The organism is Xanthomonas boreopolis (genome assembly GCF_046529185.1).
GTDB classification, from domain to species: Bacteria; Pseudomonadota; Gammaproteobacteria; order Xanthomonadales; family Xanthomonadaceae; genus Pseudomonas_S; species Pseudomonas_S boreopolis.
This window is the reverse complement of the sequence record NZ_CP097162.1, coordinates 2,260,935-2,283,505: the sequence shown is the minus strand read 5'-3', so window position 1 is coordinate 2,283,505 and position 22,571 is coordinate 2,260,935. Positions and strand designations below refer to the sequence as shown.

Annotated in this window: 18 protein-coding genes; 12 read left to right on the top strand and 6 right to left on the bottom strand. The window is 69.2% G+C overall.

Features of this window, described 5'->3' with window-relative positions; all coding sequences use genetic code 11:
* Positions 1-141: 141 nt before the first annotated feature.
* The 3 genes from lolA to M3M27_RS10025 form a co-directional block, all read right to left on the bottom strand.
* Positions 142-771 carry an outer membrane lipoprotein chaperone LolA gene (lolA, locus tag M3M27_RS10035; protein WP_434025604.1) on the bottom strand — a complete coding sequence of 210 codons (630 nt, stop codon included), beginning with the start codon at positions 769-771 and terminating at the stop codon, positions 142-144.
* An 84-nt stretch (positions 772-855) separates the two neighbouring features.
* Positions 856-2,781 carry a DUF3857 and transglutaminase domain-containing protein gene (locus tag M3M27_RS10030; RefSeq protein WP_140721326.1) on the bottom strand — a complete coding sequence of 642 codons (1,926 nt, stop codon included), beginning with the start codon at positions 2,779-2,781 and terminating at the stop codon, positions 856-858.
* A gap of 57 nt (positions 2,782-2,838) precedes the next feature.
* Positions 2,839-5,190 (bottom strand): DNA translocase FtsK, encoded by a 2,352-nt coding sequence (locus tag M3M27_RS10025; protein ID WP_434025603.1) that lies wholly within the window; start codon positions 5,188-5,190, stop codon positions 2,839-2,841.
* Between the two features lie 270 nt (positions 5,191-5,460).
* Between M3M27_RS10025 and trxB the strand changes: the two genes are divergently transcribed.
* The 4 genes from trxB to infA all read left to right on the top strand — a co-directional run bounded on the left by trxB (position 5,461) and on the right by infA (position 8,816).
* Positions 5,461-6,417, top strand: coding sequence for a thioredoxin-disulfide reductase (gene trxB, locus M3M27_RS10020; protein ID WP_434025602.1), 957 nt, complete (start codon positions 5,461-5,463; stop codon positions 6,415-6,417).
* A gap of 135 nt (positions 6,418-6,552) precedes the next feature.
* Complete coding sequence (locus tag M3M27_RS10015) at positions 6,553-7,686, top strand: GNAT family N-acetyltransferase (protein ID WP_434025601.1); 1,134 nt, start codon at positions 6,553-6,555, stop codon at positions 7,684-7,686.
* Positions 7,687-7,762: 76 nt separating this feature from the next.
* The gene (gene aat, locus M3M27_RS10010) at positions 7,763-8,512 is read left to right on the top strand and encodes a leucyl/phenylalanyl-tRNA--protein transferase (RefSeq protein ID WP_434025600.1); all 750 of its coding nucleotides are present in this window, start codon (positions 7,763-7,765) and stop codon (positions 8,510-8,512) included.
* Positions 8,513-8,597: 85 nt separating this feature from the next.
* Positions 8,598-8,816 carry a translation initiation factor IF-1 gene (infA, locus tag M3M27_RS10005; RefSeq protein ID WP_004425677.1) on the top strand — a complete coding sequence of 73 codons (219 nt, stop codon included), beginning with the start codon at positions 8,598-8,600 and terminating at the stop codon, positions 8,814-8,816.
* 108 nt (positions 8,817-8,924) lie between these two features.
* Here infA and clpA read toward each other — a convergent pair whose 3' ends face one another.
* Positions 8,925-11,204, bottom strand: coding sequence for an ATP-dependent Clp protease ATP-binding subunit ClpA (gene clpA, locus M3M27_RS10000; protein WP_140721343.1), 2,280 nt, complete (start codon positions 11,202-11,204; stop codon positions 8,925-8,927).
* 156 nt (positions 11,205-11,360) lie between these two features.
* Entirely contained in the window at positions 11,361-11,681 is a 321-nt protein-coding gene (gene clpS, locus M3M27_RS09995; RefSeq protein WP_140721346.1) for an ATP-dependent Clp protease adapter ClpS, read from the bottom strand.
* 117 nt (positions 11,682-11,798) lie between these two features.
* Between clpS and M3M27_RS09990 the strand changes: the two genes are divergently transcribed.
* The 6 genes from M3M27_RS09990 to M3M27_RS09965 all read left to right on the top strand — a co-directional run bounded on the left by M3M27_RS09990 (position 11,799) and on the right by M3M27_RS09965 (position 16,231).
* Positions 11,799-12,287: a hypothetical protein gene (locus M3M27_RS09990; RefSeq protein ID WP_434025599.1), complete on the top strand. Its 489-nt coding sequence runs from the start codon at positions 11,799-11,801 to the stop codon at positions 12,285-12,287.
* Positions 12,287-12,745, top strand: a complete 459-nt coding sequence (locus M3M27_RS09985) for an NUDIX hydrolase (protein WP_140721352.1) — start codon at positions 12,287-12,289, stop codon at positions 12,743-12,745. The genes M3M27_RS09990 and M3M27_RS09985 overlap by 1 nt, the downstream gene beginning before the upstream one ends.
* On the top strand, positions 12,742-13,860 hold the full coding sequence (mnmA, locus tag M3M27_RS09980) for a tRNA 2-thiouridine(34) synthase MnmA (RefSeq protein WP_140721355.1): 1,119 nt from the start codon (positions 12,742-12,744) through the stop codon (positions 13,858-13,860). Before M3M27_RS09985 ends, mnmA begins: the two co-directional genes overlap by 4 nt.
* A gap of 67 nt (positions 13,861-13,927) precedes the next feature.
* Complete coding sequence (hflD, locus tag M3M27_RS09975) at positions 13,928-14,542, top strand: high frequency lysogenization protein HflD (protein ID WP_140721358.1); 615 nt, start codon at positions 13,928-13,930, stop codon at positions 14,540-14,542.
* Positions 14,543-14,709: 167 nt separating this feature from the next.
* Complete coding sequence (locus tag M3M27_RS09970; protein WP_140721361.1) at positions 14,710-15,900, top strand: methyl-accepting chemotaxis protein; 1,191 nt, start codon at positions 14,710-14,712, stop codon at positions 15,898-15,900.
* Positions 15,901-15,985: 85 nt separating this feature from the next.
* On the top strand, positions 15,986-16,231 hold the full coding sequence (locus M3M27_RS09965) for a hypothetical protein (protein ID WP_434025598.1): 246 nt from the start codon (positions 15,986-15,988) through the stop codon (positions 16,229-16,231).
* Between the two features lie 105 nt (positions 16,232-16,336).
* Here the strand turns inward: M3M27_RS09965 and M3M27_RS09960 are convergent, their stop codons facing one another.
* The gene (locus M3M27_RS09960) at positions 16,337-19,120 is read right to left on the bottom strand and encodes a bifunctional diguanylate cyclase/phosphodiesterase (RefSeq protein ID WP_434025597.1); all 2,784 of its coding nucleotides are present in this window, start codon (positions 19,118-19,120) and stop codon (positions 16,337-16,339) included.
* A gap of 220 nt (positions 19,121-19,340) precedes the next feature.
* On the opposite strand from M3M27_RS09960, the gene M3M27_RS09955 reads away from it, so the two are divergent.
* Both M3M27_RS09955 and M3M27_RS09950 read left to right on the top strand, forming a co-directional pair.
* Entirely contained in the window at positions 19,341-20,684 is a 1,344-nt protein-coding gene (locus M3M27_RS09955; RefSeq protein ID WP_434025596.1) for an ATP-binding protein, read from the top strand.
* Positions 20,685-20,689: 5 nt separating this feature from the next.
* Positions 20,690-22,417, top strand: a complete 1,728-nt coding sequence (locus M3M27_RS09950; RefSeq protein WP_140721370.1) for an EAL domain-containing protein — start codon at positions 20,690-20,692, stop codon at positions 22,415-22,417.
* Positions 22,418-22,571: the final 154 nt, after the last annotated feature.

Below are 22,571 nucleotides of genomic sequence, written 5' to 3'. Positions count from 1 at the left end.
CGCTCGGCGAGCGGCCGCAGGTGCTCGCGGTCGACGCTCAGCAGGTCGTTCTCAGGAGTCGGGAAGCGGTTTCTTGCCACGCTTCATTCTATCGCGGCGGCTCCGGCGCGGCCGCTGGACCGCCAAGGGCCGCAAGCGGCCTCAGCGCTCGTCGCCGACCACGTCCACGCCCTTGCCGGGCGTGAACTTGAAGGTATCGGCCGCGAACGCCGGGTTGCGCTTCCAGCCGCTGAAGCTGATCGCGGTGCGCTGGCCGACCGCATCGACCACTTCCATCCTCTCCAGCCCGTCCTTGCCGAAGCCGAGCGAGGCGATCTGGAAGCTGGCCTCGGTGTCCACCTTCGGCGTCAGCGACAGCCACTGCAGGCCGTCGCGGGGCGTGGCCTCCTCGCTGACGTCGTACTGCCGGTCCAGCTTCGACGGATCGATCAGCGCGGTCAGCGGACTGTTCTGCTCCTCGGCGCCCTGGGCGCGCACGGTGGCCTGCTCCAGGTCGGGATCGAACACCCACACCTTGCGGCCGTCGGCCACGATCAGCTGCTTGTACGGCTTGTCGTACTCCCAGCGGAACAGGCGCGGCGCCGACAGCGCGACCCGGCCGCTGGAGCGTTCCTTGAGCTTGCCGTTCTGGTCGGTCACCTGTTGGCTGAACTGTCCGTCCAGACCTTTCAGGCCGCGGGTGAAGGCATCCAGCTCGGCGCGGGCGCCGGCGAAGGCGCTGCCGGCCAGCAGCGAGGTGGCGAGAACGGCGTAGCGGAGCGTGCGAAGCATGGCGGACGGGATCCTGATGCACTGGTCAGGTGCAAATTGTGACGGTTCGAGGATGAATGGGCGAGCGCCGCCGGATGGACCCGTTCAGCGAGCCGCGGCGGTCTGCACGCGCGACAGGTCGCCGTAGAGGATCTGCCCCCGGAACCCGCGCCGGACCTGCTGGTACAGCTCGCGGAAGGCCGGGTAGTCCTCGGGCCGGCAGATCGCGTCGGCGCCGTGCACGGCGAGCCGGTGCAGGCGGTGCACGGCGGTCACGGTCTGCCCTTCCCGGCTCCATTCCACGCTGTACTCGCCGGCGCGATTGCGGAAACGGCTGCTGCGCGGGATGGCGATCACCGGCACGCCGTCGGGGAAGCGCAGCACGTAGGTCTCTTCGCGCAGGCTGTCGTTGCAGTAGAACGGCACCTGGTTGGCCTCGGCGGAGGTCACCGCGTATAGGCCCCGCGCGGACTCGGCGCCCGGCATGTCCGGCAGGGTCATGCCGCCGACCACCGAGAAATCGACGTAGTCGCGGGCCTGGAAGCGATAGCTGTAGTTGAACGGCGCGTCCAGGTCGAGCGGGTCGCCCTGCAGCACCAGTTCGCCGGTCCCGTCGAAACCGGATTGCGCGATGATCGATTCCTCGATGCGCCGGCGGTTCTGCGCGTTGAGCTGGACGAACATCGCGCGCACGCCGACCTCGCCGGTCTGGCCGCTGTCCAGCGTGGTGGTGCCGGTGACGTTGCCGGCTTCGTCGAAACGGTACTCGGTGCGCGCCAGGTAGCGGTTGAGCCGGCCATCGTTGGGCGGCGTGCGCGCGACCCTGCCGTCGAGCGTATGCACCACCGGGGCGCCCAGGTCGCCGGCCGGGAGCTGGCCGAAGCGCGCATAGGGATTGGTCGAGTCGACGTACAGGTCGAACTCGGGGATGTAGGTGATGGCGTGGTTGAAACGCCCGAGCACCGGGATCTCCGGCAGGGTCGGGCCGCCGTCGGCACCGATCAGTACCGGCGTGCTGGCGATGCCCTTCGCCGCCAGCAGCGCTTCCAGGACCACCGTATGGTCCTTGCAGTCGCCGTAGTGGTTGTCGAGGATGCTGTCGGCGCTGTTCGGCTCCAGGCCGCCGTTGCCCAGGTACACCGCGACGTAGCGGATGTTGCGCGCCACCCACTCGTACAGGGCCGCCGCCTGCCCGCGCCGGTCGCCGATGCCGGCGGTGATCTGCTCGGCCAGCGCCTCGATGCGCGGGGTGACGCGCGCGGCCTCCCCGCCCTTCACGTGGTAGGCCAGGCCCATCTGCGACCAGCGGTCGAACGTGCTGGCCATGATGGTGGGGCTGAATTCCCACAGCGCCGCGGCCCAGTTCTGGGTCTGCAACGGGGCCTGGCGGCGATAGCGCCATTGCCAGTGTGCCTTGCCGTCGCGGATTTCCGGCTTGCGGGCGCCTTCGACCCCGCGCGTGTACAGGTGGATCGGCAGCGACCTGGGCGCGGTCAGCGTGACCTGTGCATCGTCGTAGCGGGCGAACACGCTGAAGGTTTCCCACAGCCCGAAGTAGCCGGGGAAATACGGCGTGTCCTGGGTACGGCGGATGCGGTAGACGATGCGCGCGCCCGGGGCGAGGTTCGGGAACACCACGACCTTGACCTTGCGGTCGGCGTACATCGCCGCGGACGCGCTGGAATAGCTTTCCTGCGTGTAGATCTTGTCGGCCGCCACGTCCTGGCGCAGCCCTTCGGCGGTGATGGTGTAGGCCTCCAGCACCTCCAGCCTTTCCATCTTCTCGCTGTAGCTCAGCCGGACCTGGCTGAAGCGCTCCACCGCCGCCTTGGTCCTCAGCAGGATCTCGTAGCTGTCGGTCTCCACGCTGGAGGCGTCGTCGCGCACCTCGTAGTCGGCCCGGTAGCGGACGAAACTGAAGTCGCTCTCGGCCTGCGTGGTGCTGCCGCCGGGAGAAGTTTGCGCCAGGGCCGCTGGCACGGCGGCGAACAGGACCAGGACCACCAGGAATCGAAACACCGGGAATCTCATGTCGGGGCGCGGGATGCGCTCGGTCGGGAGCGGGCCGGCATGCATCGCGTCCCTGCCCTACTTGGGCGGGGGCGGCGCCAGCACGGTGCGATCGCCATTGTGCTCGGGGGCGCTGACCACGCCGGCCGCTTCCATGGCCTCGATCAGGCGCGCGGCGCGGTTGTAGCCGATCTTCAGGCGGCGCTGCACGCCGGAGATCGAGGCGCGCCGGGTCTCGGTGACGATGCGCAGGGCCTCGTCGTAGAGCGGGTCGGATTCGTCCCCGCCGCCGCCGCTCTCCGGCAGGCCGGTGGCGCCGACCACCACGCCGTCGCCCATCGTCTGCACCTCGTCCAGCACGCCGTCGATGTAGCAGGTGGGGCCGCTGGCCTTGAGGTGCTCGACCACCCGGTGCACCTCGTCGTCGCTGACGAAGGCGCCATGCACGCGCTCGGGCATGGCGGTACCGGGCGGCAGGTACAGCATGTCGCCGTGGCCGAGCAGGGTCTCGGCGCCGGACTGGTCCAGGATCGTGCGCGAGTCGATCTTGGAGCTGACCTGGAAGGCGATGCGGGTCGGGACGTTGGCCTTGATCAGGCCGGTGATCACGTCCACCGACGGGCGCTGGGTGGCCAGGATCAGGTGGATGCCGGCCGCACGCGCCTTCTGCGCCAGGCGGGCGATGAGTTCCTCGACCTTCTTGCCGACGATCATCATCATGTCGGCGAATTCGTCGATGAAGATGACGATGAACGGCAGCGTCTCCAGCGGCCGCGGCGCCTCGCCCAGTTCCGGGTTGGGCCGGAACAGCGGGTCCATCAGCGGCTGGCCGGCGTCCTCGGCGTCCTTGACCTTCTTGTTGAAGCCGGCCAGGTTGCGCACGCCGACCGCGCTCATCAGCTTGTAGCGGCGCTCCATCTCGGCCACGCACCAGCGCAGGCCGTTGGCGGCCTCCTTCATGTCGGTGACCACCGGCGCCAGCAGGTGCGGGATGCCCTGGTAGACGCTCAGCTCGAGCATCTTCGGGTCGATCATCAGCATCCGCAGGTCCTTGTGCGAGGCCTTGTACAGCAGGCTCAGCACCATCGCGTTGACCGCCACCGACTTGCCCGAGCCGGTGGTGCCGGCGACCAGCAGGTGCGGCATGCGCGCCAGGTCGGCCACGGTCGGGCGGCCGGCGATGTCCTTGCCCAGCGCCAGCGTCAGCGGGCTGGCCGACTTGTCGTATTCCTTCGAGCGCAGCAGCTCGGAGAGGAAGATCATCTCGCGGGTGACGTTGGGGATCTCCAGGCCGATCACCGACTTGCCCGGGATCACGTCGACCACGCGCACCGACTTCACCGACAGCCCGCGCGCGATGTCCTTGTCGAGCGAGCTGATCTGGCTGACCTTCACGCCGGGCGCCGGCTCGATCTCGAAGCGGGTGATGACCGGGCCGGGATAGGCGCCGACCACCTGCGCGTCGATGCGGAAATCCTTGAGCTTGAACTCGATCTGGCGCGACAGGGTTTCCAGCGTCTCCTCGTCGTAGCCCTTCGGCTGCGGCTTGGGATCGTCCAGCAGCGCCAGCGGCGGCAGGTCGGAGCCGTCCTTGTTGACGCCCTGGAACATCGGGATCTGGGTGTCGCGCTTGGCGCGCTCGCTCTTCTCCACCACCGGCGTCGACGGCAGTTCGATCTTGACCGGCTCGCGCTTGGCCTGCTTCACCGCCTCGACCTTGCGGACTTCCTCGCGCTCCTCGCGCATCGCGCGGGTCTGCTGCCACTCGTTGGCCTGCTTGCTGCCCTTCTGCAGCAACGGCCCCAGCGCCATCACGCTGCGGCCGATCCGCTCCATCACCGCCAGCCAGGACAAGCCGGTCGCCAGGGTGATCGAGGCCAGCAGCAGCACCACGATGAACAGGTTGGCGCCGAGCGTGCCGAATCCGGCCCGCAGCGAGTTGCAGACCAGCTTGCCGAGGATGCCGCCGGCCCCGGCCACGTCGCCGTGGAACAGGTGCAGGTGCAGGAATCCGGTCGAGGAAATCAGGAACCCGACCATCCCCACCAGGCGCAGGGCCGGCCCGAGATCGCCCTCCTGCCCGTCCTTGTCGCCTCCGCCGAACAGCGCGATCCAGGCGACGCCGCCCAGCACCAGCGGCAGCAGGAAGGCCACGTAGCCGAACAGCTGCAGCAGCACGTCGGCGATCCAGGCGCCCACCAGGCCACCCATGTTGTGCACCGGCGCGACCACGCTGCCGGTATGGGACCAGCCCGGGTCGTTCGCCGAATAGGTGAACAGGCTGGCGAGCAGGTACAGCAGCAGCGGCGCGACCGCGATCAGCGCCAGGTCGCGCCATAGCTTCTGCCGGCGCGGGTTGTCCGCGGCCGCGGTCTTGCGCGACGCCTTGCCCTCGCTGGGCTTGCCACGTTCCGGAACCTGTTTCGCCACCTGCAGCCAGACCTCAGGAAATTACTGTTAGTGGTTGATAATAAACGAATCAAGCCATTGTTTCAGCGTGCAGGACGGGATCGCCGGGCAAGCCTCCGGGACATCGGGGCGCCGCTCCGGCGCTTCCTCCGTCCAGGCGGGCCCCGAACGAACGCCCGCCACAGAGTTCCATCGGCTCGCCTTGATTCACCCGCTAGCGGCATCCACTCTATGCCGCTCACGGCCCGCAGCGCTCTGCGCCGCGGGTCCTTCCCTTTTTCGCGAGTCTACATGAGCACCTCCAAGCACTCCCGCCTGCTGATCCTCGGTTCCGGCCCCGCCGGCTGGACCGCCGCCGTCTATGCCGCCCGCGCCAACCTCAAGCCCGTGGTGATCACCGGCCTGCAGCAGGGCGGCCAGCTGATGACCACGACGGAGATCGAGAACTGGCCGGGCGGGCCGCACGACCTGCAGGGACCGCAGTTGATGGCCCAGTTGCAGGAGCATGCCGAGCGCTTCGAGACCGAGGTGATCTTCGACCACATCCATACCGCCGACCTGTCGCAGCGTCCGTTCAGGCTGGTCGGCGACAGCGGCGAGTACACCGCCGATGCGTTGATCATCGCCACCGGCGCCTCCGCCAAGTACCTGGGCATCGAGTCGGAGGAGAAGTTCAAGGGCCGCGGCGTTTCCGCCTGCGCCACCTGCGACGGCTTCTTCTATCGCGACCAGGACGTGGTCGTCGTCGGCGGCGGCAACACCGCGGTCGAAGAGGCGCTGTACCTGACCAACATCGCCCGCAAGGTGTACCTGGTGCACCGCCGCGACGGCCTGCGCGCCGAGAAGATCCTGCAGGACCGGCTGCACGCCAAGGCCGCGGCCGGCAAGGTGGAGTTCGTCTGGAACCACACCGTCGAGGAGGTGCTCGGCAACGACATGGGCGTGACCGGCGTACGGGTGAAGTCCACCCTCGACGGCAGCACCCGCGACATCGACGCCCACGGCTTCTTCGTCGCGATCGGCCACCACCCCAACACCGCGTTGTTCGAGGGCCAGTTGACCATGAACAACGGCTACATCGAGATCCGCTCCGGCCTGGGCGGCAACGCCACCCAGACCTCGGTGGAAGGCGTGTTCGCCGCCGGCGACGTGGCCGACCAGCATTATCGCCAGGCCATCACCTCGGCCGGCTTCGGTTGCATGGCGGCACTCGATGCCGAGCGTTTCCTGGACCAGGCCGGCGGCTGAGGCATGCCCTCCGCCATTCCCGGGAATGGTGGAGGCTCCGCATGAGCCGCAACCGGTGCGTTTCCGGGAGATGGCGGCGACCCCGCCGCGGATCGCCGCCATCCGCGCCGTCCGTGCCGGGATGACGCTGCAGGCATGATGGAAGCCCGGGTCCTCCACCGGCTCACGGACATCCCTGCCGCAAGCTGGGATGCGCTGCACGACGGCCGCAACCCCTTCGTTTCGCATGCCTTCCTGGCCGGGCTGGAGCAAGGCGGCTGCCTGCGCCCCGACTGGGGCTGGCAGCCCTGGCATCTCACCCTGTGGGAGGACGATGCGCTGGTGGCCGCCGCGCCGGGCTACCTGAAGACCAATTCGCATGGCGAGTTCGTGTTCGACCACGCCTGGGCCAATGCCTATGCCCACTACGGCCGGGACTACTATCCCAAGTGGCTGTGCGCGGTGCCCTACTCGCCAGTCACCGGGCCGCGCCTGCTGGCGCGCGACCCGCGGAGGCGCGGCTTCCTGCTGCAGGCCATGCGCGGGCTGGTCGAACGGGAGGCGCTCTCTTCCGCCCACGTGAATTTCCACGAGGCCGACGAGGACGGATGCTTCGGCGAGGACTGGCTGCTGCGCGAGGATGTCCAGTACCACTGGCGCAATCCGGGCGACTGGACCGATTTCGAGTCCTTCCTCGCCGCGATGGACCACAAGCACCGCAAGAACATCCGGCAGGAGCGCGCCAAGGTGCGGCACGCCGGCATCGGCTTCCGGGTCGTGCATGGCGACGAAGCGAGCGGTCGCGACCTGGAGGCGATGTTCGGCTTCTATCTCAAGACCTTCCACGAGTACGGCAATTCGCCGGCGCTCACTCTCCGGTTCCTGCGGCACCTGGCGGAGACGGCACCGCGGCAGCTGGTGATCTTCCTCGCCGAGCGCGACGGCGCGCCCCTGGCGGGCGCGCTGTGCCTGCGCGGCGCCGATACGCTGTATGGGCGCTACTGGGGCGGCGAAGCGCTGCCCGGCCTGCATTTCGAGACCTGCTACTACCAGGGCATCGAGTACTGCCTGCGCGAGGGATTGGCCCGCTTCGAGCCAGGGGCGCAAGGCGAGCACAAGCTGGCCCGGGGCTTCCTGCCCACGTTGGTGCGCAGCCGCCACTGGATCGCCGACGAGGGCTTCCGGGTGCCGCTCGCCGAATGGTGCCGGGAGGAGCGCGTCGCCGTGGCGCGCTACGCGCGGGGATTGGCCGAGCACGCGCCGTTCAAGGCGGCCGGAACGGCACGCTAGCTCCCTGCTTGTCCGGCCGAGACCCGCGCGAACACCGGTGCAGCCCCGCCGCGCCGTCGGCGCGATAATGCCGCGCATGCGCCCCATACGCCCCTACCTGCTTTCGCCCGCGCCCGATGCTCCGTTCCCGCCGGCGGAAGATGCGCTGGCGCAACCGGACGGCCTGCTGGCCGTCGGCGGCGACCTCACTCCCCAGCGCCTGCTCAATGCCTATGCGGAAGGGATCTTCCCCTGGTTCTCCGATGGCCAGCCGATCCTGTGGTGGTCGCCGGACCCGCGCATGGTGTTCCGTACCGACGGCGTCCGGCTGGCATCGAAGTTCCGCCGCGGGCTGCGCCGCAGCGACTGGCGGGTACGGGCCGACACCTGCTTCGCCGCGGTCGTCGAGGCCTGCGCCGGCACGCCGAGGCCCGGGCAGGACGGCACCTGGATCACCACGGGCATGCGCGAGGCCTATCTGGCGCTGCATCGGCTGGGGCACGCGCACTCGGTGGAAGTCTTCGACCGGGAGGAACTGGTCGGCGGCATCTACGGGGTGGCGATCGGGCGGGCGTTCTTCGGCGAGAGCATGTTCAGCCGGCGCAGCGGAGGCTCCAAGGTGGCGCTCGCCGCGCTTGCCCGGCGCCTGGGGGAATGGGGCTGGCCGCTGATCGACGCGCAGGTCGAGAACCCGCACCTGCTCAGCCTGGGGGCGGAATCGTGGCCTCGGCAGGCGTTCCTCGAGCAGGTCCGCGCGCTGGTCGCCCAGCCCGAAAGACCGGGCCCCTGGACCGGGCGCTTCGGCGAACTGCCGGCCGCGGCGCTCGCCTGTTCCACGACCGGTTAACGCAAACTTTGCACCCATCGGCGGCGGGGCGTAAAATTCCCTTTTCCCCTCGGGCCTTGCGGCCCCCTGCGACACACAGGACTACATGTCGAAAGACGATTCCATCGAATTCGAGGGCACTGTCAGCGAGACGCTGCCCAACACCACCTTCCGGGTCAAGCTGGAGAACGGGCACGAGATCATCGCCCACATCTCCGGGCGCATGCGCAAGAACTACATCCGCATCCTGACCGGCGACCGCGTGAAGGTCGAGATGACCCCGTACGACCTCACCAAGGGCCGTATCACCTACCGCATGAAGTGATCGCGCCCGGCGCGGTCGCATGAAGAAGGCGGCCCATGGCCACCTTCCGCTTGGTGAGAATTGCCGCCAGCGGCGCCCTCCGGCACCGCTGGCTTTTGCGTGCGCGGATTATTCGACCGTCGCCGGCAGCAGCCGCTCCGGCTCGGCCTGCGCCTCGACCACCAGCTCGTCGTCCTTCACGTCGATGCTGACCTTGCCGCCATTGACCAGCTTGCCGAACAGCAGTTCGTCGGCCAGCGGACGCTTGACCTTGTCCTGGATCACCCGGGTCATCGGGCGCGCGCCCATCAGCGGGTCGAACCCGTGCTGCGCCAGCCAGTCGCGCGCGGTCGGCGTGGCCGACAGGCTGACGTGCTTCTCCTGCAGCAGCGCTTCCAGCTCGATCAGGAACTTGTCCACGACCCGCAGGATGTGGTCGAAGCCCAGCGGCTGGAACTGCACGATCGCATCGAGGCGATTGCGGAACTCCGGGGTGAAGCTCTTGCGGATCACCTCCATCGCGTCCGTGCTGTGGTCCTGCTTGGTGAAGCCGATCGTGCGGCGCGAGGCCTGGGTGGCGCCGGCGTTCGTGGTCATCACGATGATCACGTTCTTGAAATTCGCCTCGCGCCCGTTGGTATCGGTCAGCACGCCGCGGTCCATGACCTGCAGCAGGATGTTGAAGATGTCCGGGTGCGCCTTTTCCACCTCGTCGAGCAGCAGCACGCAGTGCGGGGTCTTGACGATCTTCTCGGTCAGCAGGCCGCCCTGGTCGAAGCCGACGTAGCCCGGGGGGGCGCCGATCAGGCGGCTCACCGAATGCGGTTCCATGTACTCGGACATGTCGAAGCGCACCAGCTCGATGCCCAGCTGCAGCGCGAGCTGCTTGGTCACCTCGGTCTTGCCGACGCCGGTCGGGCCGGCGAACAGGAAGTTGCCGATCGGCTTCTCGGGATTGCCCAGGCCGCTGCGCGCGAGCTTGATCGCCGAGGCCAGCGTCTCGATCGCCGGGTCCTGCCCGAAGATCACCATCTTCAGGTTGCGCTCCAGGTGCTGCAGCACGTCCTTGTCGGTCGCGCTGACCTGCTTGGCCGGGATGCGGGCCATCTTGGCCACGATCGTCTCGATCTCCTCGATGTCGATCAGCTCCTTGCGCTGGCCGGCCGGCAACAGGCGCTGCCGCGCGCCGGCCTCGTCGATCACGTCGATGGCCTTGTCCGGCAGCAGGCGGTCGGCGATGTGCTTGACCGACAGGTCCACCGCGGCCTGCAGGGCGTCGTCGGCGTAGGTCACGCCGTGGTGCGCCTCGTACTTGGGCTTGAGGCCCTGCAGGATCTGGTAGGCCTCGCCCACCGTCGGCTCGATGATGTCGATCTTCTGGAAGCGCCGCGCCAGCGCACGGTCCTTCTCGAAGATGCCGCGGTATTCCTGGAACGTGGTCGAGCCGATGCAGCGCAACTCGCCCGACGCCAGGGCCGGCTTGATCAGGTTGGAGGCGTCCATGGTGCCGCCCGAGGCCGAGCCGGCGCCGATGATGGTGTGGATCTCGTCGATGAACAGCACCGCGTTGGGCACCTTCTTCAACGCGGTCAGCACGCCCTTCAGGCGCTTCTCGAAGTCGCCCCGGTACTTGGTGCCGGCGACCAGCGCGCCCAGGTCGAGCGAGTAGATCACCGCATCGGCCAGCACCTCGGGCACGGAACCCTCGACGATGCGCTTGGCCAGGCCTTCCGCGATCGCGGTCTTGCCGACGCCGGCCTCGCCGACGTAGAGCGGGTTGTTCTTGCGGCGGCGGCACAGCACCTGGATGGTGCGTTCGATCTCGTCGGCGCGCCCGACCAGCGGGTCGATCCGCCCGGCGCGGGCCTGTTCGTTGAGGTTGGTGGCGAATTCGCTCAGGGCGTCGCCCTTGCCTTCGCCCTCGCCGCCCTCGGCCTTGCCCTCGCCTTCGGAGGACGGGCCCTCGCCCTCCTCGCCCAGCTTGGCGATGCCGTGGGAGATGTAGTTGACGATGTCCAGGCGGGTGATGTCCTGCTGGTTCAGGAAATACACCGCATGCGAGTCCTTCTCGCCGAAGATCGCCACCAGCACGTTGGCGCCGGTGACCTCCTTCTTGCCGGAGGACTGGACGTGGTAGACAGCCCGCTGCAGCACGCGCTGGAAGCCGAGGGTCGGCTGGGTGTCGCGGCCGTCGTCCTCGGGCAGGCGCGACACCGAGGCCTCGATGGCCTGCTCCAGGTCGTTGTGCAGCCGCACGGAATCGGCCCCGCATGCCTTCAGCACGGCCTGGGCGGACGGGTTGTCGAGCAAGGCGAGCAGCAGGTGCTCGACCGTCATGAACTCATGGCGAGCCTCGCGGGCCCGCTTGTAGCACTGGCCGATGGTTTGCTCGAGGTCTTTGCTGAACATGGGGAACTCCGACGGCAGTTGCCAACAATATGCGGCTTCGGCTGGGATTTTCCACAACCCTATCGGATTGCCATGTTTACGTTGCGTTAGGGCAGGCGGATCCCCGCCCCGTCGCATCCCCGCGCATGCCTGGCGCGGGCTTTCTCGGGGCGGCGCCTAGGCCTGCTCCATCGTGCACAGCAAGGGGTGCTGGTTGATCCGGGAGAACTCGTTCACCTGGGCGACCTTGGTCTCGGCGACCTCGCGGGTATAGACCCCGCAGACGCCCCGGCCGCGGGTGTGGACGTGCAGCATCACCTGGGTCGCCTTCTCCAGGTCCATCGAGAAGAACTGCTGCAGGACGGTCACGACGAAGTCCATCGGCGTGTAGTCGTCGTTGAGCAGGAGCACCTGGTAGCGCGGCGGCGGCGCGACTTCCGGCTTGCCGGGCTCCACCAGCAGGCCATGATCGTGTTCGTGGGCGGTCTTGCGGGACATGCGGACAATTATAAGGTGCGGTGCTCGCCGCCGAGCAGGTGGGAACGGCCGTCATTGGACGATTCACCGCACGGGCCGCACAATTTGCGGTCTTGCCACCCATTACCCGTCTTGCCCATGAAGCCCGTCCGTTCCCTTGCGTTGCTGTTGGCCGCAGCCGCGCCCGCGTTCGCATCGGCCGCCGTGCCGGACGCCGGGCTCGGCGCGCAGCTGCAGCGCCTGGGCTACGAGGCGGCCGCCGACGACAACGGCGATTACCGGATCCTGTTCGGCCTCGGGAAGGATGCGCAAGGCCACGAACGCAATCAGCTCACCTACGTGCGCTCGGCGATCGAGAGCTACGGCAGCGTGAAGGTGCGCGAGATCTGGTCGGTGGGCTACGCCGGCCAACAGCCGGAGCTGCCTGCCAGGATCGCCAACCGCCTGCTCGCCGATGCCTACGACAGCATCCTGGGAGGTTGGGTGAACCAGGACGGCACCGCGGCGTTCGTGATCAAGCTGCCCCCCGACGCGGACGACCAGACGCTGGCCGACGCCATCGAGGCGGCGACCCGCTCGGCCGACGCGATGGAAGCCGAGCTGACGCCCGGGGAGGACCGGTTCTGATGGCGGCCACTGAGGATCGCTGGTCGCCCGACGTCACCGTGGCCACGGTGGTGGTACGGGACGGCAGGCTGCTGCTGGTCGAGGAGTCCATCGGCGGCCGGCTGGTGATCAACCAGCCGGCGGGCCACCTCGAACCGGGCGAGAGCCTGGAACAGGCGGCCGTGCGCGAGACCCTGGAGGAGACCGGCTGGACCGTGCGCTGCACGCACTTCGTCGGCAGCTACCTGTGGACCGCGGCCAGCGGCCAGACCTTCCTGCGCTTCGCCTACGCGGCCGAGCCGCTCTCGCACGCGCCGGAGCGCGAGCTGGATGCCGGGATCGTCCGGGCGCTCTGGATGACCCCGGCCGAACTGGAGGCCGCCGGGCCGCGCCTGCGCAGCCCGCTGGTGCGGCAGGTCGTGCGGGACTGGCTCTCCGGCCAGCGCCACCCGCTGTCGGCGGTACGGCACGTGCCATGAGCACCCCGCGGATCATCGTCGGCGTGTCCGGGGGCGTGGACTCGTCCGTCGCCGCGTTGCGCCTGGTCCAGCGCGGCGAGGCCGTGGCCGGGCTGTTCATGCAGAACTGGGAGGACGACGGCAGCGGCGAGTGCCGGGCCGAGGACGACCGCCGCGATGCGGTCGCGGTCTGCGGCGTGCTGGGCATCCCCTTCCATTTCCGGAATTTCTCCAGCGAGTACTGGGCCGGGGTGTTCGAGCACTTCCTGGCGGAGTACGCGGCCGGCCGCACGCCCAATCCCGACGTGCTGTGCAACCGCGAGGTGAAGTTCAAGCATTTCCTGGACGCCGCCCGCGAACTGGGCGCCGAGCGCATCGCCACCGGGCACTATGCCCGGGTCGCGCATGCCGGCGGCCGCTGGAAACTGCTGCGCGGCGCCGACCGCGGCAAGGACCAGAGCTACTTCCTGCACCAGCTCGGCCAGGAGCAGCTGGCGGCGACCTTGTTCCCGATCGGCGAGCTGGAGAAGACCGACCTGCGCCGGATCGCCCGCGAGGCCGGGCTGCCGACGCATGCCAAGAAGGACTCCACCGGCATCTGCTTCATCGGCGAACGCGATTTCCGCGAATTCCTCGGCCGCTACCTGCCGGCCCGGCCCGGCGAGATCCGCGACCCGCAGGGGCGGCGGATCGCCGAGCATCCGGGAGTGTTCTACTTCACCCTCGGCCAGCGCGAGGGCCTGAACATCGGCGGCGTGCGCGGCCGCCCGGCCGCGCCGTGGTACGTGGTCGGCAAGGACGTCCCCAACAACATCCTGTACGTGGACCAGGACCGCGACAGCGCCTGGCTGCAGTCGAGCTGGCTGCGCTCGGAGCCGGCCCACTGGGTCGCCGGCCGCCCGCCGGCGCGCCGCTTCGAGTGCACCGCGCAGACCCGCTACCGCCAGGCCGACGAGCCGTGCACGGTCGAGGTGGAGGACGATGGCACGGTCAGCGTGCGCTTCGCCCGCCCGCAGCGGGCGGTCACCCCGGGGCAGTCGCTGGTCCTGTACGACGGGGCGGAATGCCTGGGCGGCGCCGTGATCGCCGCCACCGATGCGCCGCTGGAACGGCAGCTGGCCGGGGATTCGCCGTGAATCCTCCACAAAAGCGCCGCGCATCCATGCGCGGGTGCCCTCTTTCGGAAAACGAGGTAAGTGTTCGATGAGTTCATCGATGGACGAACGCGTGCTGGCATTGGCCGGCCTGGCCCAGGCGCTGCAACAGGTCCGGCGCATCGCCGAGACCGGGCACTCGGAGGCATCCACGGTGCGCACGGCGATGGACAGCGTGTTCCGCATCGACGCCAGCTCGACCGAGGCGGTGTACGGGTCGGTCCGGGACGTGGCCCCGGGGCTGCGGCTGCTGCACGACTATTTCCACAACCAGGCCCGCGACGAGGTCCTGCCCCGGCTGGCGCTGGCCGTGCTGCAACTGGAACGGCGTTTCGTGAAGGAGCCGGCGACGGTGAACGCGGTGGTCGCCGGCATCGGCAGGGCCGCCGACCGGGCCCGCGAACTGGGCGACAGCGCGCATCCGGACGTGTTGGCCGCGCTCGGCGCGCTCTACGCCGATACCATCAGCCACCTGCGTCCGCGGGTGATGGTCCAGGGCAATCCGCACTACCTCGGCCAGGCCGGCGTGGTCTCGGAGATCCGCGCCCTGCTGCTGGCGGCGGTGCGCTCGGCGGTGCTGTGGCGGCAGATGGGCGGCAACCTGTGGGATTTCCTGTTCTCCAAGCGCGCCATGCTCGCCGCGGTGGAACGGGCATTGCGCTGATCGGCCCTTGCCGGGCGGGCTTCCGCGGCGTCGCGGCGCCCTGCCCTCCGACCAGGCAGGCTCTGTCGCATCGGGATGCCGGGACAGCGGGCGGAGAATCGGCAGAAGATTCTAAAGAGCCATGACGGACGGCCGATACAGCAAGCGTGATTCTGCTGAGAACGCCCATGTATTCACGCTCCTTCATCCGGATGGCCGCACCGCTGGTGCTTACGCTCGTGTTCGTGCTTGCCGAGGCGTTTGGCTGGCCGGGTCCCGTCCGCTGGGCGCTGTTGGTGACCATGGTCCTGAGCTGGCTCGGGTTCGCCGGCTGGAGCTCGTGGTCCCAGTCGCGCCGCCACCCCGACCAGGCGCGCGTGCTGCGCGAGCAGGACCAGTTGCTGAACGAGCTGCGCAGCTTCGTCACCAACGAGGTCGAGGGCTCGCGGGTCGAGGTCGAGCGCGCCCGCGAACTGATCCGGCAGGCGGTGGCGGGCCTGGGCGGCAGCTTCGATGCGATGAACCGCAAGTCGCGCCAGCAGAGCCATGCGCTGGCCCGGATCATCGACCGGGCCGGCGAGGACGGCGGTGCGGGCGTCGACGTGACCCGCTTCGCCCAGCACGCCAGTTCGCGGATGGAACAACTGGTGGAAGCGCTGGAACAGGTCAGCGGCCAGAGCGCGACCACGGTGCACCACATCGACGAGATGGCCCAGCACCTGGACGGCATCTTCTCGTTGCTGGAGGACGTCAAGTCGATCGCCGACCAGACCAACCTGCTGGCACTGAACGCGGCGATCGAGGCCGCCCGCGCCGGCGAGGCCGGGCGCGGCTTCGCGGTGGTCGCCGACGAGGTACGCAACCTGTCGGAGCGCTCCACCACCTTCAACGAACAGATCCGCAAGCTGGCGCACAGCTCCAAGGACGCGATCGCCAAGGTGCGCGAAACCGTCTCGCACATGGCCTCGCGCCACCAGGACCGCTCGCGCGAGGCGCGCCACGAGGCCGCCGCGATGCTGGACAGCGTGGCCGCGATCAACTCCTCGCTCGGCGAAGGCATGCGCGAGATCTCCGAATGCGCGCGCTCGATCGATGCCAGCGTCGCCGAGGCGGTACGCGCGCTGCAGTTCGAGGACATCGCCAACCAGACCCTCGGCAGCGTGCACACCCACCTCGATCGCCTGACCGTGATCAACCGCGAGGCGGTCGCCTTGCAGGAGCTGCTGCACCGCAATGGCGGCGCCTTCGACAGCGACCTCGTCGCCGCGCTGCAGAAGCTGGGCTCGCGCCTGCGCGAATTGCGCGCCGAATGGGAGCGGCCGCCGCACAAGCCGGTGGCGCAGCAGAACCTCGGCGCCGGCACCGTGGAACTGTTCTGACCGCGATGCCGGATGGCCCCGCGGCCGCCGCAGGTCCCCGGTCGCATGCCGGGGGCCTGCCTGGTTCTTTCCTTCCCATGTCCCCATGAGCCTCGCGCCTCCAGCCGCCGACGGATCCATCGAGCAAGGCCGCGATGCCATGCATCACGACCCGAAGCCGTCGCATTCGCCGGCCGCATTGCCGCCCGCGTTGGAAGCGTTGGAACGCCTGGCCCGGCGCGAGTTGGCCCGGCTGCAGTCGGGCCAGGCGATGGACCCCGCCCACGACGAACTGCTGCTCGCGTTGGCGTGGGACCTCAGCCTTGCCGGCGACGAACTGCCGCAGGCATAGCGGCCACCCCGGGCGGCTTGCGCCGCGATGGCGCGAACATAGGCCCGCCCGGCACCCTTCCAGCAGGATTTCCGCTCGGCCGGACGCGCCGCGCGACCTCGCGCCTCAGCTGCCCGCCAGGGTCAGGCGCCGGCCGAGGCGGCTGCCGACCTCGGCCTCGCGCAGCCATTGCGCCATGTCGCGCGGCACCAGCGGCCTGGAATAGAAGTAGCCCTGGATCTCGTCGCATCCTTGCTGGCGCAACAGCGCATCCTCCTGCCCCGTCTCCACGCCCTCGGCCACCACCTGCATGCCGAGCGCATGGCCCAGGTGCACGATGGCCTGGGTCACCTCGGCGGTGTTGGTGTCGTCGAGCATGCCTTGCACGAAGCTGCGATCGATCTTCAGGCGCTGTACCGGGAAGCGGTTGAGGTAATGCAGGTTCGAGAAGCCGGTGCCGAAGTCGTCCACCGCCAGCAGCACGCCGTTCTGCTCGAACAGCTCGAAGGTGCGGCGCAATGCGTCGGTATCCCGGATCAGCGCCGACTCGGTCAGTTCGAGTTCCAGCCGCGACGGCGGCCAGTCGTTGGCGTGGCAGATGGCGAGCACGCGCTCGGCGAATCCGCGGTCGCGCAACTGCATGGCCGAGACGTTCACCGCGATGCGGCTGAAATTCAGCCCGGCCTTGTCCCAGGCCACGGCCTGGCGGCAGGCCTCGCCCAGCGCCCAGTCGCCCAGGCGGGCGATCTCGCCGCACTCCTCGGCGATCGGGATGAACTCGGCCGGGCTGCAGAAGCCGTGGCCGGGCCGGTGCCAGCGCATCAGCGCCTCGATCGCGGGCGCGGCGCCTTCCTCGGTGCTGACCAGGGGCTGGTAGACCAGCGTGAACTCGTCGCGGTCCAGCGCGCCGTGCAGGGCGTGCTCGAGCTCCAGGCGGCGCTGCGCGCGCAGCAGCACGTCCTGGCTGTAGTAGTGGTAGGTATTGCGGCCGGATTCCTTGGCGGCGTACATGGCCGCGTCGGCGGCGCGCAGCAGGCTGTCGAAGTCCGGCAGGTTCTCGTCCTGCACCGCGATGCCGATGCTGGCGCCGATCTTGAGCGTGATGTGGTCCCTGCGCAGCGGCTCGCCCAGCGCGCCGATCAGTTTGCGCGCGACGTGGCCGGCGTCCTCCGGCGCGGCCAGGCCGCGCAGCACGACGACGAACTCGTCGTCGCTGAAGCGCCCGAACAGGTCGCTGTTGCGCAGGTTCTGGTGCAGGCGCGTGGCGGCCAGCTTGAGCAGGGTATCGCCGGTGGCATGGCCGAAGGAATCGTTGATGCTCTTGAAGCCGTCCAGGTCGACCAGCAGCATCGCCAGCGTCGTGCCGTCGTCGCGGGCCTCGCGCATGGCCTTCTCGGCCTGCTCGCGCAGCAGGAAGCGGTTGGGCAGGCCGGTCAGCCGGTCGTAGTGGGCCAGCAGCTCGATGCGCTCGTTCGCCTCGCGCTCGCGGGTGATGTCGCGGAACAGGGCGATGAAGCGCGGCGGCAGGCCGTCGCGGCGGTCCATCTCGATCAGCACCTGCACCCAGACGCGCTGGCCGGAGCTGCGGTAGAAACACAGCTCCAGCTGTTCCGGCAAGCCGCCCTCGGCGAGCCGCACCAGCGCGCCCTCGAACGCATCGCGCGAGTCCTGGGTGTACAGCGACAGCGCCTGGTCGAGCGTGATCGGCTCCTTGCGCAAGCCGTGGATGCGATAGCACTCCTCGGTCCATTGCATGCGGCGGGTCTGGACCTCGATCTCGCAGCCGCCGATGCGGCCGAGCGCGGATACCCGGTTGAGCAGCTCGGTGCGCCAGCGGATCAAGGCATCGGTCTGGCGCTGCTCGGTCACGTTCTGCACCTGCCCGGCGATGCGGCTGATGCCGCCATCGCCGTCGAACACGGGTTGCGCCCAGACGCGCAGGTGCTGGACGGACGCCTGCGCGCCAAGCTCGATCTCGAAGTGGACCGGAGCGCCCTCGCGCCGGATCTTGCGCCAGGCGGTACGCAATTGGGCCCGCGCGCCGGGCGGGCACAGGCGCAGCAGGTCGCGCCCGCGTTCCAGCGGCACCTCGCCCAGCCGCGCCTGGTGGCGGAAATCGGGCGAGAGCCGGAACAGGTCGTGCTGCAGCTCCCACGACCAACTGCCCATGCTGGCGATGCGCTGCGCCTCCTCCAGCTGCGCCTGTTGCTCGCGCAACTGCTGTTCGAGCAGCTTCTGCTGGTGGATGTCGGTATGGGTGCCGACCATGCGCAACGGCCGGCCCTCGGCGGTACGGGAGACGATCCGGCCGCGATCGAGGATCCAGCGCCACTGGCCGTCCTTCTGGCGCAGGCGGAACTCGGCGCTGTAGGTGTCGCTGCGACCTTCGAGGTGGGCGCGCACCGCCTCGCCGACGCGGGGATAGTCGTCCGGATGGATCATCCCGGACAGCGCGGCCAGGTTGTGCGGGAGGGTCTGGTCGTCGTAGCCGAGCATGCGCATCCAGCGCTCGGAACGGTAGACGGCGTCGGTCGGGATGTCCCAGTCCCACAGGCCGTGCTCGGCGCTGTCCAGGCCGATTTCCCAGCGGCTGGTGCCCTCGGCGCCGATCGGCTCGGGCACGCTCAGGGTGTAGGCGATGGTTTCGCCGTTCTCGTCGCGTACCGCGCGCAGCCACCCTTCGATCCTGCGCCCGCCGCCGCCCGGCAGCACGCACGGCGTCATGTCGCTGCCGTCGGCGAGCTGGCTGCGGCAGCCGGCCAGCCCGTCGCGGTAGGCGCGCAGCGTCGCCGGCAGTCCCAGCGATTGCGCCACCCGGTTGGCCGCCAGCGGCCGGCCGAGCGCGTCCAGCACCACCACCGCCGAGGTCAGGGGGTGCTGGAGCAAGCTTGCAATGACGCCTGAATCCACGCTCGACGGCTCCGAATACCATGCCCCCACGGGGGATCTGGATGGATAGCGGCCGTCGATCTCAATAGTTGAGGGGAGCACGGCCGCTTCAATCGCGCCACGGTCGCGGTGCGCCAGGTGCCGCGGCGGGCGGAGGCAGCCCGGGGGATCGAGAAAGCATGCGGCACCGGTCGGTGCCGTCGCCGGACGATGCATCTCGCCGCAAACGCTCTAAGATGGAATGGGGATGATGTCTGGAAGCACGATGCCACGTTCGCCACTTTCCACCGCGGCGCAGCCGTTGCCGGCCACGCGCCTGCGCTCGCGGTTGCTCGGCGGGATCCTGGGAATCGCGGCCGGCTACGCGCTGCTGGTCGGGCTCTGGGCGTGGGCGAGGCGCGCCTTCGCGGGTCCGGCCGCCCCGGTATCCGGCGTCGAGCTCCTCGTTTTCATCCTGGCGACCGGCGCCGCCCTGTACCTGGGCATGCGCTGGCTGGCCGGCCGGTTCTGGCGCGCGCATGCCGAGACGGCACGGGCCGAAGCGCTGTCGCGCGAACGGTTCCAGGCCCTGCCCTGCCCGGCCTGGGTCTACGATCTGGACACGCTGCGCATCCTGGATGCCAATCCGGCGGCGCTGGCCTTCTTCGGCGTGCCGCGCCAGGAGTTCCTGCAGTGGACGCTGCATTCGCTCTGGCCGGACGACCGCGCCGGAACGCTGGAGGCGCTCGTCGCGCGGGTGCGCGCCGGCGGCGCGGAAGGCTGCGTGGTCGCCCACGACCTGCGCACCCGCGAAGGATTGCGCCATGCCGAGATACGCAGCAGCCAGCTGCTGCTGCCTTCCGGCCCGGCCCGGCTGGTGGTGGCGAACGACCTCAGCGAACCGGAGCGCATGCGCGGCGCGTTGGCCGAGAGCAACGCAGAGCTGCAGGCGATGGCGCGCCGGCTGTTCTCGCTGCAGGAAGACGAGCGCCGCGCCATCTCGCGCGACCTGCACGACGACATCGGCCAGGCGATCACCGCGATGAAGCTGTCGGCCTGCGCCGCCGCCGACGAGAGCGACGAGGCGCGCCGGCGCGAGGACCTGATGAGCGTGGTGGAACTGGCCGACAGCACCGTCAACAAGTTGCGCAACCTGTCCATGCTGTTGCGCCCGCCGCAGCTGGACGCGCTCGGGCTGGAGGCCGCGCTGCGCTGGCAGGCCACGATGCTGTTCCGCTCCTCCCAGGTCCGCCTGGAACTGGATATCGCGCCGTTGCCGTACCGGCCCGGCAACGAAGTGGAGCAGGCCTGCTTCCGCATCGCCCAGGAAAGCCTGACCAATGCGATGCGGCATGCCTGCGCCGGCGAGGTGACGCTCACGCTGCGCCCCCAGGGCGACCAGTTGGCCCTGCAGGTCGCGGACGACGGCGACGGCTTCGATCCGGACGGGCCGCGCGGCCTGGGCCTGATCGTCATGCGCGAGCGTGCGCAGACCGCTGGCGGCACCCTGCGGATCGATTCGTCCCCCGGCGCCGGCACGCGCGTGTCGCTGCTGCTGCCCTATCCTCCCGCGGGCGAAACCCTCGACCCCGACAGCGGACGTTGAACGCCATGTGGAATTCCGCCCTTCCCTCCGGACTGGACACGCCGCGCCCGCTGCGCCTGGGTTCGAGCAATCCGGAACTGACCCGCCTCGTCGACGCCGCCGCCTCGGGCGGGCCGGCCCTGGCGGTGATGCACGTGGACATCGACCATTTCGCGTCGATCAACGAGAACATGAGCGTGGAGGTCGGCGACGAGGCGCTGGCCCTGATCGCGCAGCGGCTGCAGGAGCACCTCGGCGACCGCGGCCGCCTGTGGCGCCATGGCAGCGACGAGATGGTGGTCGTGGTCCAGCGCGGCGACGGCATGGCCTCGCCCGAGGAACTGGCCGAGGAAATCCGCCTGCAGCTCGAGCTGCCGCTGTCGGTGCTGCCCTACACGCTGTTCATGACCGGCAAGGTCGGCGTGGCGCTGTGCCCGGAAGACGCCACCCAGCTTTCCATGCTGCTGGATTTCGCCGAGGAGGCCTGCTACCAGGCCGGGCGCGAGGGCGGCAACACGGTCCGCGTCTACTCGCGCAACCCGGTGTCCAGCGCGCACAGCGAGAGCATCATCGCGCGCCAGATCGTCGATGCGATCCCGCACGGCGAGCTGCGCCTGCGCTACCAGCCGCTGGTGAGCGCGCGCGACGGCCGCATCGTCGGCATGGAGGCGCTGCTGCGCTGGCAGTCGCCCACGCTGGGCACGCTGGTGCCCGAGCGCTTCATGCGCACGGCCGAGCGACTCGGCGTGATCGTGCAGATCGGCGAGTGGGTGCTGCAGAACTCGATCCGGCAGGCGCGCCTGTGGCGCGACCAGGGCTTCGACGACTTCAGCATCGCGGTCAACGTCTCCACGCTGCAGCTGCTGCGCCCGAGCTTCTTCGGCGAGGTGATGGCGATGCTGCAGGCCGCCGGCGTGCCGCCGCAGCTGCTGACGCTGGAGATCAACGAGAGCGCGCTGACCAACAACGTCAATTTCGTCCACGAGACGATGGCCAACCTGCGCCACGAGGGCATCAGCCTGAGCCTGGACAACTTCGGCACGGGCGATTCGAGCCTGAGCGCGCTGGTGCGCTATCCGGTGGACCGGCTGAAGATCGACCGCAGCTTCATCAAGAGCGCCCCGGCCGGCAGCCGCGAGGCGGCGATCGCCCGCGCGATCATCGCGATGGGCCACCAGCTCGGCATGACGGTGATCGCCAACGGCGTGGAGTCGCAGGCGCAGCTCGGTTTCCTGCGCCGCAACGACTGCGACATCTTCCAGGGCTACCTGTTCGGCGAGCCGATGTCGGCCGAGTCGGCCGGCATGGCGCTGCGCCGGCGCTACCTGCGGCCGGAATCGTTCGCCGAGAGCCGGCCGGACCGCACGTTGCTGCTGCTGGACGACGAGGAGAACGTGCTGCGTTCGCTGGTGCGCCTGTTCCGGCGCGACGGCTATCGCATCCTCGCCGCCGGCAACGTGCGCGATGCGTTCGACCTGCTCGCCACCAATGACGTGCAGGTGATCCTGTCCGACCAGCGCATGTCCGACATGAGCGGCACCGAGTTCCTGGGCCGGGTGAAGATGCTCTACCCGGATACGGTGCGGCTGGTGCTGTCCGGATACACCGACCTGGCCACCGTCACCGAGGCGATCAATCGCGGCGCGATCTACCGGTTCCTGACCAAGCCGTGGAACGACGACGAGCTGCGCGAGCACATCCGGCAGGCGTTCCGCACCCATGACGAGCAGCGGCGGGATGGGCAGGTGGGGTGAGGCCGTGATTCGTGATTCGTGATTCGTGATTCGTGATTCGTGATTCGTGATTCGTGATTCGTGATTCGTGATTCGTGATTCGTGATTCGTGAAAAGCATCTTTGCCCGGATCGGGCTGTCAAGCGACCTGATGCTTTTTTTGGCTTTTTTGTGG